General features: G+C 67.8%; 10 protein-coding genes and 2 pseudogenes. 6 read left to right on the top strand and 6 right to left on the bottom strand.

The window, feature by feature from the left end:
* Positions 1-80: 80 nt before the first annotated feature.
* Positions 81-980 (bottom strand): LysR family transcriptional regulator, encoded by a 900-nt coding sequence (locus ACFZDJ_RS19220; RefSeq protein ID WP_391060326.1) that lies wholly within the window; start codon positions 978-980, stop codon positions 81-83.
* Between the two features lie 116 nt (positions 981-1,096).
* Between ACFZDJ_RS19220 and ACFZDJ_RS19215 the strand changes: the two genes are divergently transcribed.
* On the top strand, positions 1,097-2,416 hold the full coding sequence (locus ACFZDJ_RS19215) for an MFS transporter (RefSeq protein ID WP_391060324.1): 1,320 nt from the start codon (positions 1,097-1,099) through the stop codon (positions 2,414-2,416).
* Positions 2,413-4,734: a penicillin acylase family protein gene (locus ACFZDJ_RS19210; RefSeq protein WP_391060322.1), complete on the top strand. Its 2,322-nt coding sequence runs from the start codon at positions 2,413-2,415 to the stop codon at positions 4,732-4,734. The genes ACFZDJ_RS19215 and ACFZDJ_RS19210 overlap by 4 nt, the downstream gene beginning before the upstream one ends.
* A gap of 379 nt (positions 4,735-5,113) precedes the next feature.
* Here ACFZDJ_RS19210 and ACFZDJ_RS19205 read toward each other — a convergent pair whose 3' ends face one another.
* Positions 5,114-5,350: a hypothetical protein gene (locus ACFZDJ_RS19205; RefSeq protein ID WP_391060320.1), complete on the bottom strand. Its 237-nt coding sequence runs from the start codon at positions 5,348-5,350 to the stop codon at positions 5,114-5,116.
* A 3-nt stretch (positions 5,351-5,353) separates the two neighbouring features.
* Here ACFZDJ_RS19205 and ACFZDJ_RS19200 point away from each other — a divergent pair.
* From ACFZDJ_RS19200 to ACFZDJ_RS19190, 3 genes and pseudogenes are all read left to right on the top strand, one after another.
* A pseudogene (locus tag ACFZDJ_RS19200) lies at positions 5,354-5,446 on the top strand (AAA family ATPase); the annotation flags it as partial.
* A 753-nt stretch (positions 5,447-6,199) separates the two neighbouring features.
* Complete coding sequence (locus ACFZDJ_RS19195) at positions 6,200-9,760, top strand: choice-of-anchor D domain-containing protein (protein WP_391060318.1); 3,561 nt, start codon at positions 6,200-6,202, stop codon at positions 9,758-9,760.
* 86 nt (positions 9,761-9,846) lie between these two features.
* Positions 9,847-11,820, top strand: coding sequence for a discoidin domain-containing protein (locus ACFZDJ_RS19190; RefSeq protein ID WP_391060316.1), 1,974 nt, complete (start codon positions 9,847-9,849; stop codon positions 11,818-11,820).
* 260 nt (positions 11,821-12,080) lie between these two features.
* On the opposite strand, the gene ACFZDJ_RS19185 is transcribed toward ACFZDJ_RS19190, so the two are convergent.
* Together ACFZDJ_RS19185 and ACFZDJ_RS19180 are read right to left on the bottom strand one after the other, a co-directional pair.
* The gene (locus tag ACFZDJ_RS19185; RefSeq protein ID WP_391060314.1) at positions 12,081-12,482 is read right to left on the bottom strand and encodes a CocE/NonD family hydrolase; all 402 of its coding nucleotides are present in this window, start codon (positions 12,480-12,482) and stop codon (positions 12,081-12,083) included.
* A 337-nt stretch (positions 12,483-12,819) separates the two neighbouring features.
* Positions 12,820-13,725, bottom strand: coding sequence for a tetratricopeptide repeat protein (locus ACFZDJ_RS19180; protein ID WP_391060312.1), 906 nt, complete (start codon positions 13,723-13,725; stop codon positions 12,820-12,822).
* Positions 13,726-13,863: 138 nt separating this feature from the next.
* On the opposite strand from ACFZDJ_RS19180, the pseudogene ACFZDJ_RS19175 reads away from it, so the two are divergent.
* A pseudogene (locus tag ACFZDJ_RS19175) lies at positions 13,864-14,022 on the top strand (transposase family protein); the annotation flags it as partial.
* Positions 14,023-14,210: 188 nt separating this feature from the next.
* Here ACFZDJ_RS19175 and ACFZDJ_RS19170 read toward each other — a convergent pair.
* A complete protein-coding gene (locus tag ACFZDJ_RS19170) occupies positions 14,211-14,972 on the bottom strand; it encodes a PE-PPE domain-containing protein (RefSeq protein ID WP_391060310.1) in 762 nt (253 codons plus the stop codon).
* A 105-nt stretch (positions 14,973-15,077) separates the two neighbouring features.
* Positions 15,078-17,498, bottom strand: coding sequence for a helix-turn-helix domain-containing protein (locus ACFZDJ_RS19165; RefSeq protein ID WP_391060309.1), 2,421 nt, complete (start codon positions 17,496-17,498; stop codon positions 15,078-15,080).
* Positions 17,499-17,531: the final 33 nt, after the last annotated feature.

Genomic DNA, 17,531 nt, shown 5'->3' with positions numbered 1-17,531 from the left:
AAGTCCCATCGTTGCAGGTCAGCGGCACTCTCCACGTATTTGATCAAGACTCGGACAGGCTCACTCGTGAAAGCGCGAGGCTAGTTGCGTGAGGACGCGTCCCAAGCCTCGCGGGGACCCCAGGGCGGATTCGCGGACATCCACTCACGCAGCGACTTCGCCACCTGGAGCAGGTCGGTTGCCGCGTAGTGGTTGACATCCCACGAGGCGTAGAGGGTGATTGTTATCGGTTGGCCGTTCACTCTGCCGGGAACGGCGCCGAGGCCGAAGCGCTGCGCCTCCGTGACCAGCGCGAATCCCTGGCCGTTGGCAGCGAGCGACTGTGCGACCGAGCCTGCCGAGACCTCGCGGATCGATGGTGCGGGATACAGTGTCGCGGCAGCGGCGATGACCGCCGTGCCGACTCCGGTGCGCGGGACGATGAGCCAGGTCTGCCGCAGGAGTTCGAGATCGCCGGACTGCGCGACGCCGAAGCGGTCGTGTGCCTCGGCGGTGCCCTGCACCATGACGGGCACCTCGGCGATCGGAAGCCGGTGGCGATGTTCTGGAGGCGCCAGCGAGCTGACGGCGAGGTCGATGTTGTGGTCCAGTGCCGCGTCGATGTCGTCGGCCGGGATGATGTGCAGGTCGACAATGGGAACGTCCGTCATCGCGACGAACGGTGTAAGTACGCCTTCGGCTGTGGCATGCGGGCAGGCCACCCTGAACGACGGCATCCCGCGGAACCGCGAGCGCATCACGCCCTCGGCCCGCTCGAAGCGGGCGAGGACGTCAAAGCCCAGCTCCAGCAGGGTCTCACCGGCGGCAGTCAGCGTCATGCCGGACGGGTTGCGGTGGAAGAGACGCAGACCCAACTCCTTCTCCAGACGCTGGATCTGCTTCGACACGGCCGGTTGGCTGATCCGCAATTCAGCGGCCGCGGCGCTCACGGAACCAAGGCGGGCAACGGTCTCGAAGCTTTGCAGATTTCGCCGGTCCATTCCTGGAGGTTATAACGAAGGGCGAAATTTTTCATTGGACAGCATGAACGGAGCCGGTCACCTTGGTGCGGACGGCGCTTGAGCCGCTCACCCAGTCCTCGTCAAGGAGATGCAAGATGACGCGAGGCCCAGATCGCGAACGCGCCGCCATCATCGGTGCCATGGTCGGCAACTCACTGGAGTGGTTCGACTTCTTCGTCTACGGAACAGCAAGCGCGCTCGTGTTCGGAAGGGTGTTCTTCCCGGAGGTGGACGCCGGCACCGGACTGCTCGCGTCCTTCGCAACCCTGTGGGTCGGCTTCCTGACCCGGCCGCTGGGAGCCCTCCTCTTCGGCCACCTGGGAGACAAGTTCGGCCGGAAGAACGTACTCATCACCACCCTGCTCATGATGGGTATCGCGAGCACCCTCATCGGACTCCTGCCGACGTACGCCCAGGTGGGCCTGCTCGCGCCGGTACTGCTGGTCGTCCTCCGCGCCGTGCAGGGGCTGGCCGTCGGGGGCGAGTGGGGCGGCGCCGTCCTCATCGCCACCGAGAACGCGTCGGAGAATCGCAAGACGATCGCCGGCGCCTGGGTCCAGCAAGGCTCCCCGATCGGGTCGTTGCTCGCGACCGGCTCGTTCCTTCTGGTGGGACTGCTTCCGGACGACGACTTCTACAGCTGGGGATGGCGACTTCCCTTCCTGTTCTCAGCAGTCCTCGTCGTGGTGGGCCTTGTGCTGCGGCTCCGGGTCCCCGAGTCCGAGGAGTACCTGGCGTCGAAGCAGTCCAGAACCGTCGAGAAGGCGCCGGCACTCGTCGTCTTCACGCAGGCACCGCTCGTGCTCGTCCTCGGCATCGCAGTCTCGATCATGGCGATCTCGAACTCCTACTTCACCAACACCTTCATGTTGGCGTGGGCGACCGGGCCGCTGGGATTCGGGCGCCGGATCATCCTCAACATCCTGATCGGCGCCACGGTCGTCCAGTTCGTCGCGCAGTGGATAGCCGGCCACGCCGCGCAGCGCTTCGGCCGTACGAGGGTCATGCTCGTCGGACTCGGGATCGCGCTGGTCTTCACCGTCCCCTACTTCGCGGCCATCTCCCACGGCAACCTCCTGCTGATCACACTCACCATGTACGTCTCGTTCGGCAGCATCTGCGCCTACTTCGCCGTTCTCGCCAGCTTCCTCGTGTACGCCTTTCCCTCCCGTATCCGCTACTCGGGCGTCTCGATGGCCTACCAGTTCTGCTCGGCTCTGATCGGCGGACCGACGGCCTTGATCGCGCAGTGGATCCTCAACTCCTCCGGCAACAACCCGTGGGCCGTCGCGGTCTTCTATGCGGTGCTGATGCTCCTGACCATCGGCGGGGCGCTCGGCCTGCACCGGATCATGAGCCGCCGTCATGCAGACGGGAAGGTCGCCCGGGCAGAGGCAGAGGCGGTGAAGCTGTGACGGCGATCGCACCGACCGAATCGAAACGGCAGAGCTCGGTGATCGCAGTCCCGGGCATGCGCAGCGACGTCACCGTGACCGTGGACAGCACCGGGGTCTCTCATATCCGCGCCTCGTCGGCGGCCGACGTGTTCCTGGCCCAGGGGTATGTCGCGGCACGCGACCGCCTGTTCCAGATGGACTTGTGGATGCGCCGAGGACTCGGCCGCCTCGCGGAAGCCTTCGGTCCGCAATGGGTGGAGAAGGATCAGGCCAGCCGCGCCTTCCTCTTCCGCGGCGATCCCGTAGCCGAACGCCAGGCGTACGGCCCGCGCGGCGGCGAGGCGATGACGTCCTTCGCAGCGGGCGTGAATGCGTACATCGCTCACGCCCAGGCGACGGACTCCCTGCCACCAGAGTTCGGACGCCTGGGACATCAGCCGCTGGAGTGGGCCGGCGAGGACATCAGCCGCATCCGGGTGCACGGACTGTATGAGAACGCGCTGCAGGAACTCACCCGAAGCCGGACCCTGAGCCGGTGGGGCGCCGGCGTCGACGCACTTCGCCGGAGTCTGGAGCCTGCCACGACTCCCACCGCCCACGCCGATGCGCAGGTGGGTCCTGACGCGCTGGCAATGTACGAGCTCGCCTCCGGGCCGGTGCGGCTCGGTGATCCGAACGCGACGCGCAACTCGGAGCCCGCCGTCGACGGCAGCAACAACTGGGTGCTGGACGGATCGCGTACGGCCTCAGGCCGGCCTCTGCTCGCCAACGATCCCCACCGAGCCATGACTCTCCCTTCGCTGCGGTATGTCGTGCACCTCAGCTGTCCCGAGTTCGACGTCATCGGGGCGGGCGAGCCGTTCCTGCCCGGCGTGAGCATCGGCCACAATGCAGAAGTCGCTTTCGGGCTGACCTACCTTCCAACGGACCAGGAGGACGTGTTCGTCTATCGGCTGGATCCGGCGGACTCGGAACGCTATTGGCATGACGGTGCGTGGCGGCGTTTCGAGCGCGTCGAAGAGGTCATCCCGGTATGCGGAAAGGGCGAGGAAGTGCGTCTCAACCGGTTCAGCGTCCACGGGCCGGTGACCTCGATCGATGCCGATGCGGGAACCGCCGTCGCCGTGGCGGCGGTGTGGCTCGAGCCCGGCATGGCGCCCTACCTTTCCAGCCTGCGGTATCTAGATGCCACGGACGTCCACGACGTCCGAAAGGCGCTCTCGCAGTGGGGAGCGCCGACCGCGAACCACGTCTTCGCCGATCGTTCCGGGCAGATCGGATGGCAGGCGAGCGGACGGACGCCGGTCCGCCAGGCGGACGGGCTCACTCCGGTACCCGGCGACGGCCGGTTCGACTGGACGGGCTCTCGCGGCTCCGATGACCTGCCGGGCCTCATCGATCCGGACGAAGGCTGGATCGCCACCGCCAACCAGCGGCAGTTGCCGGACGGCGCGACAGAGCCGGCCTCTCCGGTCGGCTATGAATGGCTCGCGCCTTACCGCTATCTCCGTATCAGCGAAGAGCTGCGCCGTGATCGGAGCTGGACGACAAAGACGGCGAGAGCACTGCAGATGGATGTGGTCAGCGTGCCGGCGCAGCGCATCTGCGGCGTGCTGCGCGGCCTGCCGCTGAGCGGGCTTTCCCAGCCGGCCTCGCAGGCGCTGCGCCTGCTGGCTCAGTGGGACCACCGCATGACGGAGGACTCACCGGCGGCAGCACTGTTCGAGACCTGGTTCCGCGGACCGCTGCGGCGCGCACTGCTCACTCGTGCCGTCATCGCCTGTGGTGTCGACGCCGTGGACGAGGCCGTCGATACGCTCGACCCGACCGACCGGGAAGAGGCCGCAGGCGACCCTCGGGTCGACCTGAGGCTGTTCGATGAACTCGCCGCATCGCCTTCGCTTCTCGCCGAGGTAGTGGACGCGACTCTGACCGAGGCCGTCGACCACCTGAACCGGCAGCAAGGCCAGCACTCCCTCTGGGAGTGGGGTCGGTTCCACACCATGCGCTTCACCCATCCGGCAGACGAGATCGCGCCCGACTGGTCACTGCCGCCAGTGCCCAAGAGCGGGAGTCCGGACACGGTCGCGGTCTCGTCGCGCCGTGCCGACGGATCGCAGACAGCTGGTGCCGGTTTCCGGTTCGTCACGGATGTCGGCGACTGGGATGACTCCTGGTTCATCAACGCGCCCGGACAGGACGGACGTCCAGGCCGGAAGCACTACCAGGACCACGTCCAACCATGGCGCGCCGGAGAATATCTTCCACTCGCGTACACCGAGAGCCGCATCAACGCGCTCGCCGAGTGGAGCTACATCCTCGCTCCCGGCGGCTGATGACGCACATGCCGGCAGACGGCTCGGGGCTCGCTGGCGACCCCGCCGTGACCCATCAGGCGGCGCGCCATGACCCGCCAGGTAGCGCCGACTCTTCCGAGTCGGGCTCCTGGTTTTTCCTCGTACTGGGATGGTGCTGGGAGATCTGAGCCCCCGTCACCTCCACCGTGCTGGCCGTCGGGTGTCCCTTTCGACGTACGGGCAGGTCGTGGCGGTGGACTACCCACTGGTGCGGCGGCGTCCCGGTTTCGGTAACCGGGACTCCGCCGCTGTATCGTGCGCCTGAATTGGTGGACGCGAAGGCCGACAGGCGTCTTGGAGCGGTGGGACAGCCGTTGGTCAGCGGCTACGGGATCGTTCCGGTACGCGGGCCCGTCAGCTATGCGGAGACGGGTCGGTAGAGGTTTCGGCGCTCTTCATAGTCGTTGAGCTTGTGCTTGTAGTGCCGTGCTCGGTCGCCGGAACGGCGGGAGAAGCGGATGTGGAGTGCGCCCGGTTGTCCGGCGCTGCCGTCGGCGTGGAGGCGGCAGCCCCAGTAGGACTCGGGTGACTCGCCGCAGCAGCAGTCCAGGTGTCCAGTCACCGTGACGGCCAGGACCAGGCCGAGGCCGTCCACCCCGTGCTGTCCGAGGAACTCGCGGTCCGAGACGGCCGCCGTTTCCGCCGGTCCCTGCTGTTCTCGAAGCTCCCGCACCACAAGACGCTGGACGACTCTCTACGAGGTCCAGCATCTCTTGGGCCGATCTACCGCCCCTGTCCTCAAACAGGGGCGGAGCCGTTTATCTGGTCAGGCTTGTTCTGCGTCCGCACCGTCGTCCGGCAGTCCAGCGACCGTGGTCGTCGAACGGCCAGGGATGGGCGTAGAGATCGCCCTGACCTCTGGCTCCACCTCGACCAGGTGCGGGCAGACTGCCAAGATGGGGCGGGCAGGCAGCCCGGGAGCACATCCCGTCACACGTCTGGGTGCCGCACGTGAACGTGATCGCCTTTCGGCGGCCCTGTGGTGTAGGTCGCCTGTCAGTCATGATCCGCTTAGGAACCTGCCGGGCCGTGACGCTCGTTAGACGCTCTTGACGGCTGACGACCTACTTTCGCAGCCAAAAAGCCGAGCCTGACCTGCATGTTCGTCGTCCTCCGCTTCTTGTGACGTCTTTTCGCTGACCTCAAACGTGGAGTGCGTGGCGTGCTCAGGCGACCTTGGATGGGAATCTCTGCACCGGCATGCGCGTGGCCCGGTGCTGGATGCAGCCTCAAGGCGTCGCATTAGATCTTGCATGCTGAATTTTCATTGTTGCAATGTTCTGTCTAGTTCTTGCGCGACCATGTCGACGATATTACGGTCCCCCTCGCATCGTCAGCACCCCCTGCCTTCCCCCTGTCTCCCGGCTCCCCTTGAGCCCCGTCCCTCCCTCTCTGGCGGTGTCAGCGGCACAGTTCCGGCATTTCGTGATGAAAGGAGTGGCAAGTGTTCCATTCCATCCGAGCTCTGAGACGAGTCCTCGTCTGGGCGGTCAGCACCGCGATGCTGGCTGTCGTCGGCGTTTTCGCTCTGGCTGTCCCACCTGCCTGGGCGGCGATCGCCGCCACGGGCGGCAGCGGCGCGAGCCTGCCCTACGTCGAGGTGCAGGCGGAGAACTCCGCCACCAACGGCACACCCATCGGCCCGAGTTACACCCAGGGCCAGTTGGCCGACGAGGCGTCGTACCGCAAGGCGACGACGCTCCAGGGCACCGGCAAGTACGTCACGTTCACCACGCCGGTGGCCACCAACTCGATCAACTTCCGCTACAGCATCCCCGACACCTCGAACGGCTCGGTCTACACCGCGGGGCTGTCCCTGTACATCGACGGTGTCAAGCAGCCCGACTTCACCCTGACCAACGCCTACAGCTGGTACTACGGCAGCTACCCCTTCACCAACTCGCCGGGCAGCAACCCGCACCACTTCTTCGACGAGGCCCACCGCCTGTTCTCCACCACCTATCCGGCGGGAACGACCTTCAAGCTGCAGGTCGATTCGGGGGACACCGCCTCCTCGTACACGATCGACTTCGCCGACTTCGAGCAGGTGGGCGCCGCCCTGACCGCACCCTCGGGGTCGGTGTCGGTGACCAGCAAGGGCGCCGACTCAACCGGTGTGAGCGACGCGACCAGCGCGTTCAACGCCGCGATCAGTGCGGCCGGTTCCGGCGGCACCGTGTGGATCCCGCCGGGCACCTACAACATCCCCGGCCACATCAGTGTCAACAACGTCACGATCGCCGGCGCCGGCATGTGGTACTCGACCGTCACCGGCACGGCACCCGGCTTCTACGGCAACTCCGCGCCCTCGGCCAGCACCAACGTGCATCTCCAGAACTTCGCGATCTTCGGCAATGTGCAGGAGCGCGACGACAGCGCCCAGGTCAACGGCATCGGCGGCGCGATGAGCAACTCGACCGTGGCCGGCGTGTGGATCGACCACATGAAGGTCGGCGCCTGGATGGACGGGCCGATGGACGGGCTGACGTTCACCGGCATGCGCATCCGTGACACCACCGCGGACGGTATCAACTTCCACGGCGCCGTCACCAACTCGAAGGTGACCAACAGCGACATCCGCAACACCGGCGACGACGGCATCGCCACCTGGGCGGACTCCGGCATCGGTGCCGACGCCAACGACACGATCTCCAACAACACCGTGTCCCTGCAGATCCTCGCCAACGCCATCGCGATCTACGGCGGTCACGACAACACCGTCAGCGGCAACCGGGTGGTGGACACCGGCCTCGCCCAGGGCGGCGGCATCCACGTGGGGCAGCGCTTCACGTCGACGCCGGTCGGTACCACCACGATCTCCGACAACACCATGATCCGGGCCGGCAGCCTCGACCCGAACTGGCAGTTCGGGGTCGGTGCCCTGTGGTTCGACGGCAGCCAGGGCGCGATCACCGGCCCGATCAACGTGACCAACGCGCTGATCCAGCAGAGTCCGTACGAAGCGGTCCAGTGGGTCGAGGGCACCATCAGCGGGGTCAACCTCAGCAACGTGACCATCGCCGGCACCGGAACCTTCGCCCTGCAGGAACAGACCGGCGGCGCCGCCAAGTTCACCAACGTCACGGCCACCGGCGTCGGTTACTCGTCCCCGGTGTACAACTGCTCGGGCGGCAACTTCGCCGTCACCGACGGCGGCGGGAACTCCGGCATCAGCGGCACGCCGTACTGCGGCGGTTGGCCGGCTCCGGTGTATCCGCCGTACCCGTCCGAAGGTGTGACGGCCACCCCGGGCGCGCTGAACTTCGGTTCGGTCGCGACCGGTTCGACGAGCGCCGCACAGACGGTGACGGTCTCCAACCCGACCAACACCGCCGCGTCCGTCTCGTCGATCTCCACCAGCGGCGACTACTCCCAGACCAACACGTGCGGCTCGTCGATCGCGGCGAACGGTTCGTGCACCGTCAGCGTGAAGTTCGCGCCGACAGCGGCCGGCAGTCGTAGTGGATCTCTGACCGTCAACGCGGGCGGGATCACCAACACGGTCAGTCTCTCCGGTACCGGCACCGCGCCGGGCCCGGTGCTGAACACCGACCCGGCGAGCCTGTCCTTCGCCGATACGGTGGTCGGCTCGTCGGCCACCGCGCAGACGGTGAAGGTGACGAACTCTGGCACCGCGTCGGCGACCGTCTCGGGCGTCGCGGCGACCGGTGACTTCAGCCAGACCAACAACTGCTCCACCCTCGCGGTCGGTGCGTCCTGCACGGTGAACGTCGGATTCAAGCCCACCGTGGGCGGATCCCGTACCGGCAACCTGACCGTCACCAGCAACGCCAACAACAGCCCGACCGTCGTCTCCCTGACCGGCAGTGGCATCGACAGCACCACCAATGTCGCCGCCGGGCGGCCGGCGTCGGCGAGTTCGAGCAGCAGCCCGTACGTCGCCTCGAACCTCACCGACCCGGACGCGTCGACGTACTGGGAGGGCACGAACGGTTCGTTCCCGCAATGGGCCCAGGTCGACCTCGGCCAGAACTACGGCGTCGGCAAGGTCGTGCTCAAGCTCCCGCCGGCGACGGCGTGGTCGGCTCGCACGCAGACCCTGTCGGTGCAGGGATCCACGGACGGCTCGAGCTTCTCCACGATCAAGGCATCGGCCGGGTACACCTTCGACCCGAACGCCAACAACAACACGGTGACCATCACGTTCAGCGCCGCCACGGCGAGATACGTGCGGGTGAACATCACCGCCAACACAGGCTGGAACGCGGCCCAGTTGTCGGACTTCGAGGTGTTCCCCAGCGACGGCGGCTCTTCGCCGGCGACCTTGTCGGCCAACCCGACGTCGCTGTCGTATCCCACCCAGGCGCTCAACACCTCCAGCAGTGCGCAGACGGTCACGGTGACCAACACCGGTACCGCGGCCGCGACCGTCTCCGGCATCACCGTCACGGGCGACTTCTCGCAGACCAACAACTGCGGTACGTCGATCGCGGCGAACGCCTCCTGCACGGTGAACGTCACGTTCAGGCCCACCGCGTCGGGCACCCGCACCGGCGATCTCAGCATCGCCAGCAACGCGTCGAACGGCACGACCACGGTCGCGCTGACCGGCACCGGTGCCGGCACGGTGAGCAGGAACCTGGCAGCGGGCGCTGCCACCACCGAGTCCAGCCACACCGACGTGTACCCGTCGTCCAACGTGACGGACGGCAACCAGGGCACCTACTGGGAGAGCGCCAACAACGCCTTCCCCCAGTGGGTCCAGGTCGACCTCGGCTCCGCGCAGAGCACGGGCCGTGTCGTCCTCCAGCTCCCCGCGGCCTGGGGCGCCCGTAACCAGACGCTGTCCCTGTCGGGCAGCACCGACGGCGCCGCCTTCACCACCCTCAAGTCGTCGGCGACGTACACCTTCGACCCCACCACCAATAACACGGTCACCATCACGTTCACCGCGACCACCCAGCGATACCTCCGGGTGAACATCACGGCGAACAACGGCTGGCCGGCCGGTCAGATCTCGGAGTTCCAGGTCTGGAACACCTGATCCGAGTTGAGGGTGCCGCCGAGCGCAGACGCGCTCGGCGGCACCGACCACCGAAGAGGCGTCCAGAGGCGTCCAGAGGAGTGCAGATGGGTGTCACACGCAGAGTCTTCTTAAGGGCCGCGATCGCGGCCACCGCGGTGGGAACCGTGGGAGCCACCGAGACCGTACTCGCCCAGACCGCGTCGGCGGCCAGTCCGCCGGGCGACGTGGTCGGCAAGATCAGCGTCGGCTACCAGGGCTGGTTCGCCTGCGTCGGCGACGGCGCGCCCATCAACGGCTGGTGGCACTGGACCCAGAACTGGGGCCAGCCGCCGTCCCCGTCCAACACCGGCATCAAATGCTGGCCCGATATGCGCGACTACACCAGGACGTACCAGACGTCGTACGCCGCCCTCGGCAACGGCCGGCCCGCCACGCTGTTCTCCTCCTACGACCAGCAGACGGTGAACACCCACTTCCTGTGGATGCAGCAGAACAGCATCGACACCGCGGCACTCCAGCGCTTCAACCCCACCGGCGGCGAGGGCCCCACCCGCGACGCCATGGCGACCAAGGTGCGCAGCGCCGCCGAGTCGTACGGGCGGAAGTTCTACATCATGTACGACGTCACCGACTGGACGAACATGCAGTCCGAGATCAAGGCGGACTGGTCGAACAAGATGTCCGCGCACACCGCGTCCTCGGCGTACGCGAAGCAGAACGGCAAGCCGGTCGTCTGCATCTGGGGCTTCGGCTTCAACGACAACGACCACCCCTTCACCGCCGACGCCTGCCTTGACGTCATCAACTGGTTCAAGGGCCAGGGTTGTTACGTCATGGGCGGCGTCCCGCGCGAATGGCGGACGGGCACCGGGGGCTCACGGCCCGGCTATCTGGGCGTCTACCACGCCTTCAACATGATCTCGCCGTGGATGATCGGCGCCATCGCCAATGTGACCGAGGCCGACAACGCCTACAACACCTACACCCTCGGCGACCAGGCCGACTGCAACGCCAACGGCATCGACTACCAGCCCTGCGTCCTGCCCGGCGACGTCTCCGGCCGGCAGCGCGCGCACGGCGACTTCATGTGGCGGCAGTTCTACAACATGGTGCGGGCCGGGGTGCAGGGCATCTACATCTCGATGTTCGACGAGTTCAACGAGGGCAACCAGATCGCCAAGACCGCCGAGACCCAGGCGTGGGTGCCCACCGACTCCGGATTCCTCGCCCTCGACGAGGACGGCACCGCCTGTTCCTCCGACTACTACCTGCGCCTGACCGGCGACGGCGGCCGCATGCTCAAGGGCCAGATCGCCCTGACCGCGACCCGCCCCACCCAGCCGGTCGTCCCCACCGGCGGTGACACCACACCGCCCGCCGCGCCGGGTGCCCTGACCGTCACCGGGCACACCAGCAACTCGGCCTCGCTGACCTGGAACCCGTCGACCGACAACGTCGGCGTGACCGGCTACCGCGTCCTGCAGGTGTCCGGCTCGACCAGCACACAGGTGGGCACCACCAGCGCCGCCTCGATCACTGTCACCGGACTCGGCGCGTCCACCGCGTACACCTTCGACGTCGTCGCCCTCGACGCGGCGGGCAACGTGTCGCAGCCCTCCAACCAGGTCACCGTCACTACCGACCCCCCTTCCAGCACCACCAACCTCGCCCTCCACCGCCCGACCTCGGAGAGCAGCCACACCCAGATCTACGCCTCGGGCAACGCGACCGACGGCGACACCAGCACCTACTGGGAGTCCGCCAACAACGCCTTCCCGCAGTGGGTCCAGGTCGATCTGGGCGCCACGACCGGCGTCAAACGGATCGTCCTCCACCTTCCCCCGGCTACCGCCTGGGCCACCCGTACCCAGACCATCTCCGTCCAGGACAGCACGGACGGCGGCACCTTCGCCCAGCTACTCGCCCCGGCGGGCTACACCTTCGACCCGGCGACCGGCAACACCGCGACCCTCACGCTCCCCTCCACCGTCACCACCCGCTACGTACGACTCACCTTCACCGCCAACAACGGCTGGCCGGCCGGGCAGGTCTCGGAGTTCCAGGTCTTCGGCGTCTGATGAACAGAGGGCCTCGACATTACGGTCGCGGTCCTCGTTGCGTTGTCGTAGGTGATGGTGACGGTGATGCCCAGGGTGTCGTAGAGGGGCTCCTCCTTTGGTCCGCTCCGCCTTCGGCACCGGCATCATCAACCGCCTCGCATCACTGACTGAGGGTGGCGGTGGCGAGGATCTCGGTGGTCTGCTGGATCACGGTCGGGGAGGCGTTGTTGAGGCACCTCGTGTTCTTCCGCGTCTTCTGTCGGGCGTGTCACGGCTGCTCACCGACCTCCAGTACGTGCGACGGCCCCAGGTGCCGACGCAGGATCCGCAGTGCCTTGGCGGCTCGCTCTTCTGTGGGTCGTCGGTGAAGGGCTCGGTCCCGCTTCCGGTGTGGGTACCGAGTTTGGCCACGCCCGGCCGCGAGTGGTCGGGGGTGCGTTCGATGTCGGCCATCGGCTCGCGGTCGATTCCGTTGTCGTAGCCGAGGAGTTCGTGGTCGAAGCAGCGGTGCAGGGTGTTGACCCAGGCGTGGGCGCGCTTCCGGCCGGCCAGGGTCCCTGGGGGAAGTAGGCGTGGTACCAGGAGGAGATGGAGCTGACCGGGACGATCGTCCGCAGTCCCTTGACGCCTGTGGCGGCGACCCCGTTGGCGATGCTGCCGTCCCAGCTCTTGCCGGTCATCCCGGTGGCGCCGTCGGTCCAGTTGGCCTGCGCGCGAGTGGTACCCGTATGACTGGTGTAGCCGTGACCGGTATCTTGCAGCCGGCCAGCAGAGCGGCGACCACGGTCGCGATGAGGGACACCGTCGCGAGTGGCTTTCGGGGCCGGCGTTCGCGAGGTGATGCCACAGAATTGTTGGGATGCACGAATGGACAACCGCCTGGCCCCCGTTGGGGGTTGCCCCGTTGTGGGAACTCACTCCTCGCGGTACGGACGCGCCCCGACTCCGGGCCGCGGAGGAGACCGACGCGGCCGACTGTCCCTGAGCTGGAGTTGCTGCTCGTCGAGGAGCGGAGCTTCAGCTGTTCCGGATGCGGCGGGCCGCGGCCACGAGCTCGGAAGGCAGGGCGGGGCCGGCGCACGCGTGGTCAATCAGCAGGTTCCGGTACGAGTCGTTCGGCAGATTCGGCGCCAGTTCGATGAGTTCGCTCAGTTCGGCAGCCGAGCCGGTAAGGCGGGCCCGGTAGGCGGCCCCGGCCGCGCGAAGTGTGAGCTCAGCCGGCTCGTGCGTCAGTCCCTGATCGATCAGCCGGACCGCGGCGGTGAAGTCGCCCTGTTCGCTGCGCACGTCGGCCAGGTCGAGATAGAGCGACCAGTTGGCCGGGTCCAGGGCAAGAGCGCGCTCGAACGCCGCCGCGGTCTGTTCAGGATCACCCAGCTTGCGCCACGTCCCCGCTCGCACGACTTCCGTCAGCATGATCCGCTCCATCGAATCCGCCTGGTCGCAGAGGGCGAAGGACGCGTCGGTGAGACCGCATGCCCGCAGCAAGATCGCCATCTTGGCCGACGCCTCCGGCAACGGCTGGCGGGCAGAGACCACGTCGATGGCATGGAACCAGGGCCGGAATCGTTCCCGCACGCTTTCGGTGTCCAGAACATGGCCGTAGTCCATCGTCCGCATGGCGGCCTCTGCCAGCGCGTCGGCACTCACGACGCCGAGAAAGCGCTCATCGCTGAACCAGGGAGCGTTGGCCCATGCGATGTCGGGTTGCGCACCCGTGACCGATCCGATGGCCAGCGCCGCGCCGTCCATGTCGTCCTCAAGGAAGCTGATGTACGACTGGGCCAGCACCGCCCTCAAGGAGTCGGCATCCCGAACGACCTCGGCCAGCTCCGACGGCTTGTCCGCCCACAACTCGGCAAGAACCGTATAGGGCTCGGGGTTCTCAGGCGCGGAGGCGACGGCACCCGCCAGATAGTGCACGGCTGCCGCTGGGCTGCCCCCGCAGTGCGCCATCACCCGCGCGAGACCTACTCCAGCTGACACCGCCCCATTCGACACCGTCCGAGGATATCCCTGATTCAGGCTGCCCGTCGGCCCGTCGGCCGTCCGTCGTGGCTTGGGCGTCCGTGGTCGTCACCGCTGCAGGACCGCGTGATTCTGGTGACTGCGTACTGGCGGACCGACCTGAAGCTGCGACAGCTCGCCCCGCTGCTCGGCATCTCCACGTCCAGTGCCCATCGCACCATCGATCACCTCGCGCCGACGCTCGCGCTCAAGCGGCAAGGGGGCTCGCGCAGGTGAGAGCGGAGCCGGTTGACGTGCTGTCCACCCGCGATGCGGTGGCCGCAATCCGGGCCGAGGCGAGGACGGTCGAGATCCCAGCCGATGCATCACCTCGCGGCAGAGCGCCCCGGGGCCCAGGTCGGATCGGGTCTGACCTGGGCCTTCTCATGTCCTGGGCGAAGTCAGGACTCGTACCAGAAGACCCCGTCGACGCTGCCGTTCGCGATGGTCTGGGTCATGACGTTTCCGTCGTTCGCGTAGCGCCTGTGCGTGTCTGTGAGGAAGAAGGTGTAGGCGGACACGGGTGTCGTGGCGTCGCAGGCCAGGTCTGTGCGGATGCAGAAGCGGGCGACCGGGACGCCCGGGAACTCCTTGGGGCCGGGGCCGGCGGAGGTGAAGCCGAGGGCGCCCAGGCCCTTGGGGACCTTGGCCCACAGGCCGGTGTCGGGCTGCTTCGGGTCGGCGTACAGCATGCCGTTGACCAGTTCCCGCGGGATGTCGGCGCCGCCGCCCGCGATCGTCTCCAGTACCTGGTCGGCGGCCTGCGCGCCTTGGGAGTAGCCCACGATCGTGAGGCGTGCGGTCGGGTCCTTGCGGTGCGTTTCCTCGGCGGCGGCCAGGAGGTTCTTGTAGCCCTGCGCGACGCTGCTGTCGTAGCTCGGCGCGGTCACGTCCGGCGTGTTCTGGCCGTTGAGCCAGGGGCCGGCACTGGCCGGGTAACAGACCGGGACGGGGATGCCGCCGTCCAGGTGCTGGTTGGCGTAGTAGTACGTCATGGTGCACCCGGGCGCGTCCGTCGCGGAGCCGGTGCCGCCAAGTTCGATGTAGTAGTGGTTGGGGGACTCGGCGTACGCGGCCGTGGGTGCGATGGCGGCGGCGGCCGCCATCGCCACCGTGAGGGCGACGGTCTTGGCGCGGCGCGTGAGTCGGTTGGTGTTCCGCATTGGGTGTTCCCCCGGGGTCCGATGACATGGTGGTTGCTGGTGGGACGGCACCTGACGTTAGGGAGGAGCGATGAAATCGTGGTGAAGCGCGATCCCGCGGACGCGCTATCTGCGACGTCCCGGTCGGCCGGGGACGGGGAGTGTGGGGTGGGCCTGGGCCAGGTGGTGCTGCAGGCGCGCGTGGCGGAACTGGTAGACCGCGCCGGCCTGGCGCAGTACACCGCGCCGGTAGGCGTCGTCGAGGAAGGTGACGACGGCCCAGGGCAGGCGCCCGGTCAAGGGCAGCCAGATCCGGGAGAGTACGAGCCACTGGCCCCAGGCGGTCATGGTGAGCGCGTATCCGAGGGCACCGCCGAGGCCGCTGATGATGCCGAGTACGAGTCCGGCGCTGGGGCTCCAGACGAGTGGACCCAGTGGCCCCTGCAGGAGGTCGACCACTGTTCCGGCTCCGAACCCGACCACCGCCCCGAAGGTGGGTGCCCAGACAAGTAGTTGGGTGGTCACCGTGCCGCGGTTGGTGGTGAGGAGACTGCGTGGGTGGACGGCGGAGCGGATGTCGAGGGGGCTTTCCAGCAGGCCGATAAGGCAGAACGTGAGTCCGGCGCCGCCGCTGAAGACCAGGCCGTAGACGCTCCCGTTGACAAGCCCGACGTGCAGTGCGGTCGGGAGCCCGGCCTTCCAGACGAGGCTGTTCATCACGCCGGTCACGCATCCGTAGCCGAAGCCGAAGACCAACCCGCCCAGCATCCCGATGACCAGTCGGGGTCCGGTCTTCCACTGGGCGGTCCCTGGCCTGCCGCGGAATTGCAGGCGTACGACGGACGGTGTCACCGGTATGTCCCTGACCGCGAACGTGAGCCAGTGCGCGAGCCCGAACATGAGTCCGGAAAGGAGTCCGACGATCGTCGCGTCCACGATCGGGAACGGGAACGAGTTGCCCACGGCGGTGGAGACGGCGCAGTCGACGAGGCCGATGACCAGTCCTGTCACCAGTGCGGTGACCAGGGTGCGTGTGGAGCGGCGCAGCCCGCTGCCGAGTCGCCACCAGGCCAGGTCGGGAGTTTCGAGCCGGTTGAGGTGGTGGGCCAGGTAGCCGAGCCAGTGTCGGGCGCGCTCCGGGTCGAAGGTGGGGCGAGGCCGGGCGCCCGGGGCCTGCGGAAGTCGGCGGCGGTAGACGGTGGGGATGAAGTTGTCCAGGAGGTGGTCTTCCAGCGCCTCCCGGCTGGCGAATCGCTCGGTGTCGAGGAGTGAGGCCGGGTCGTGGTCGGGGGTGTCGCTGTAGATGGTGCGGGCGAGCGCGACCATCAGAGGGTTGGCCAGGACTGCGGCGAGGGGGGACACGGGTTGGCCTTGCGGCTGCTCGCGCAGTGTGGTCAGTACGGGGACCCAGGCGTTCGCGGTGGGGTTCGCGCGGCCGGGCTTGCGGGTGGTGCGGGGGAGGTAGTTGGCCAGGTCGTCGAGGGTGAGGTCGGTGAGTTCGAGCGCGGCGGCGGAGGTCAGTACGTCGGTTTCGGCGACCGCGGCGGCGTATTCGGCGGGGCGGCTGGTGAGCAGCAGAGGGAGGGTGGTGGCGTTGAGGGCTTCCAGCGCCGGGCGGCGCAGGCCGTCGGCCATCTCGTCGAAGCCGTCCAGGACCGGGAGTATGCGGCCGGACTCGACCAGGGCGGAGGCCAGGGTTGTTCCGCCGGGGCCCTGGGCGGCGTAGCCGGGGTGGTCGCGGGTCAGTTGGCTGGTCAGCCAGTCCCGCAGAGTGATGGCGGTGGGGTTCCACGCGCCGATGCTGAAGATCACCGGAACGGGCTCCGCCGACGTCCGTGACTTGAGGCGGTCGAGGACGAAGCGCAGGGCCAGGATCGTCTTGCCCGAGCCGGATCTCCCCAGCACCACCAGTCGCCCGGACGGGATGCGCCGGTACAGCTCGGCGATGTCGTCCAGCCGGCCGTCCAGGTCCAGCGGGTCGGCCGCGGCTCCCGCCGGGAGACGGAGGATGTTGGCCCAGTGGTCGGTCAGCTCCTCGGGGGCCGCCTGCCAGCGGACCGGCAGAGGGAACGGGTCCTGGATCTGTCGGTGTTCCTCCTCGCGCTGCCAGCGGACGGCCACAGCCTTCGCGAGTTGCTCGGTCGCGTCCGACGGCGTGTCATGCGCTGCCGACGTCGGCTGTCCCGAAGCCGACGACGCCGACCCTGGTTCCTCCGACCCTGGTTCCTCCGATCCGAGTTCCTCAGATCCGGGTTCCTCCGATTCTGGATCCTCCGGACCCGGCTCTTCCGTGGCGGACTCGTCCTGTCGGCCGCCGTCCGGGTTCCGGCGGACGGCGGCGCCGAGTAACTCCTCGCGCTCCACGGGCCGTAGCGGCAGAGCCGTGGCGAGCTCCCGCACCGTGGTCATGCGCGGGTTGGAGCGCCTGCCGGTTTCCAAGCCGCGGATGGTGCGCACGCTCACCCCGGAACGCTCAGCCAACTCCTCCTGGGTCAGCCTCGCCTGGACCCGCAGCCGCCGCAGCACATCGCCGAACCCACTGGTCACAAGTCACTGCCCTTTCCTCTGAGATGTCGCCTT

Source organism: Streptomyces sp. NPDC007896 (assembly GCF_042959425.1).
GTDB lineage: Bacteria > Actinomycetota > Actinomycetes > Streptomycetales > Streptomycetaceae > Streptomyces.
This window is presented reverse-complemented; position numbering and strand designations above follow the sequence as displayed.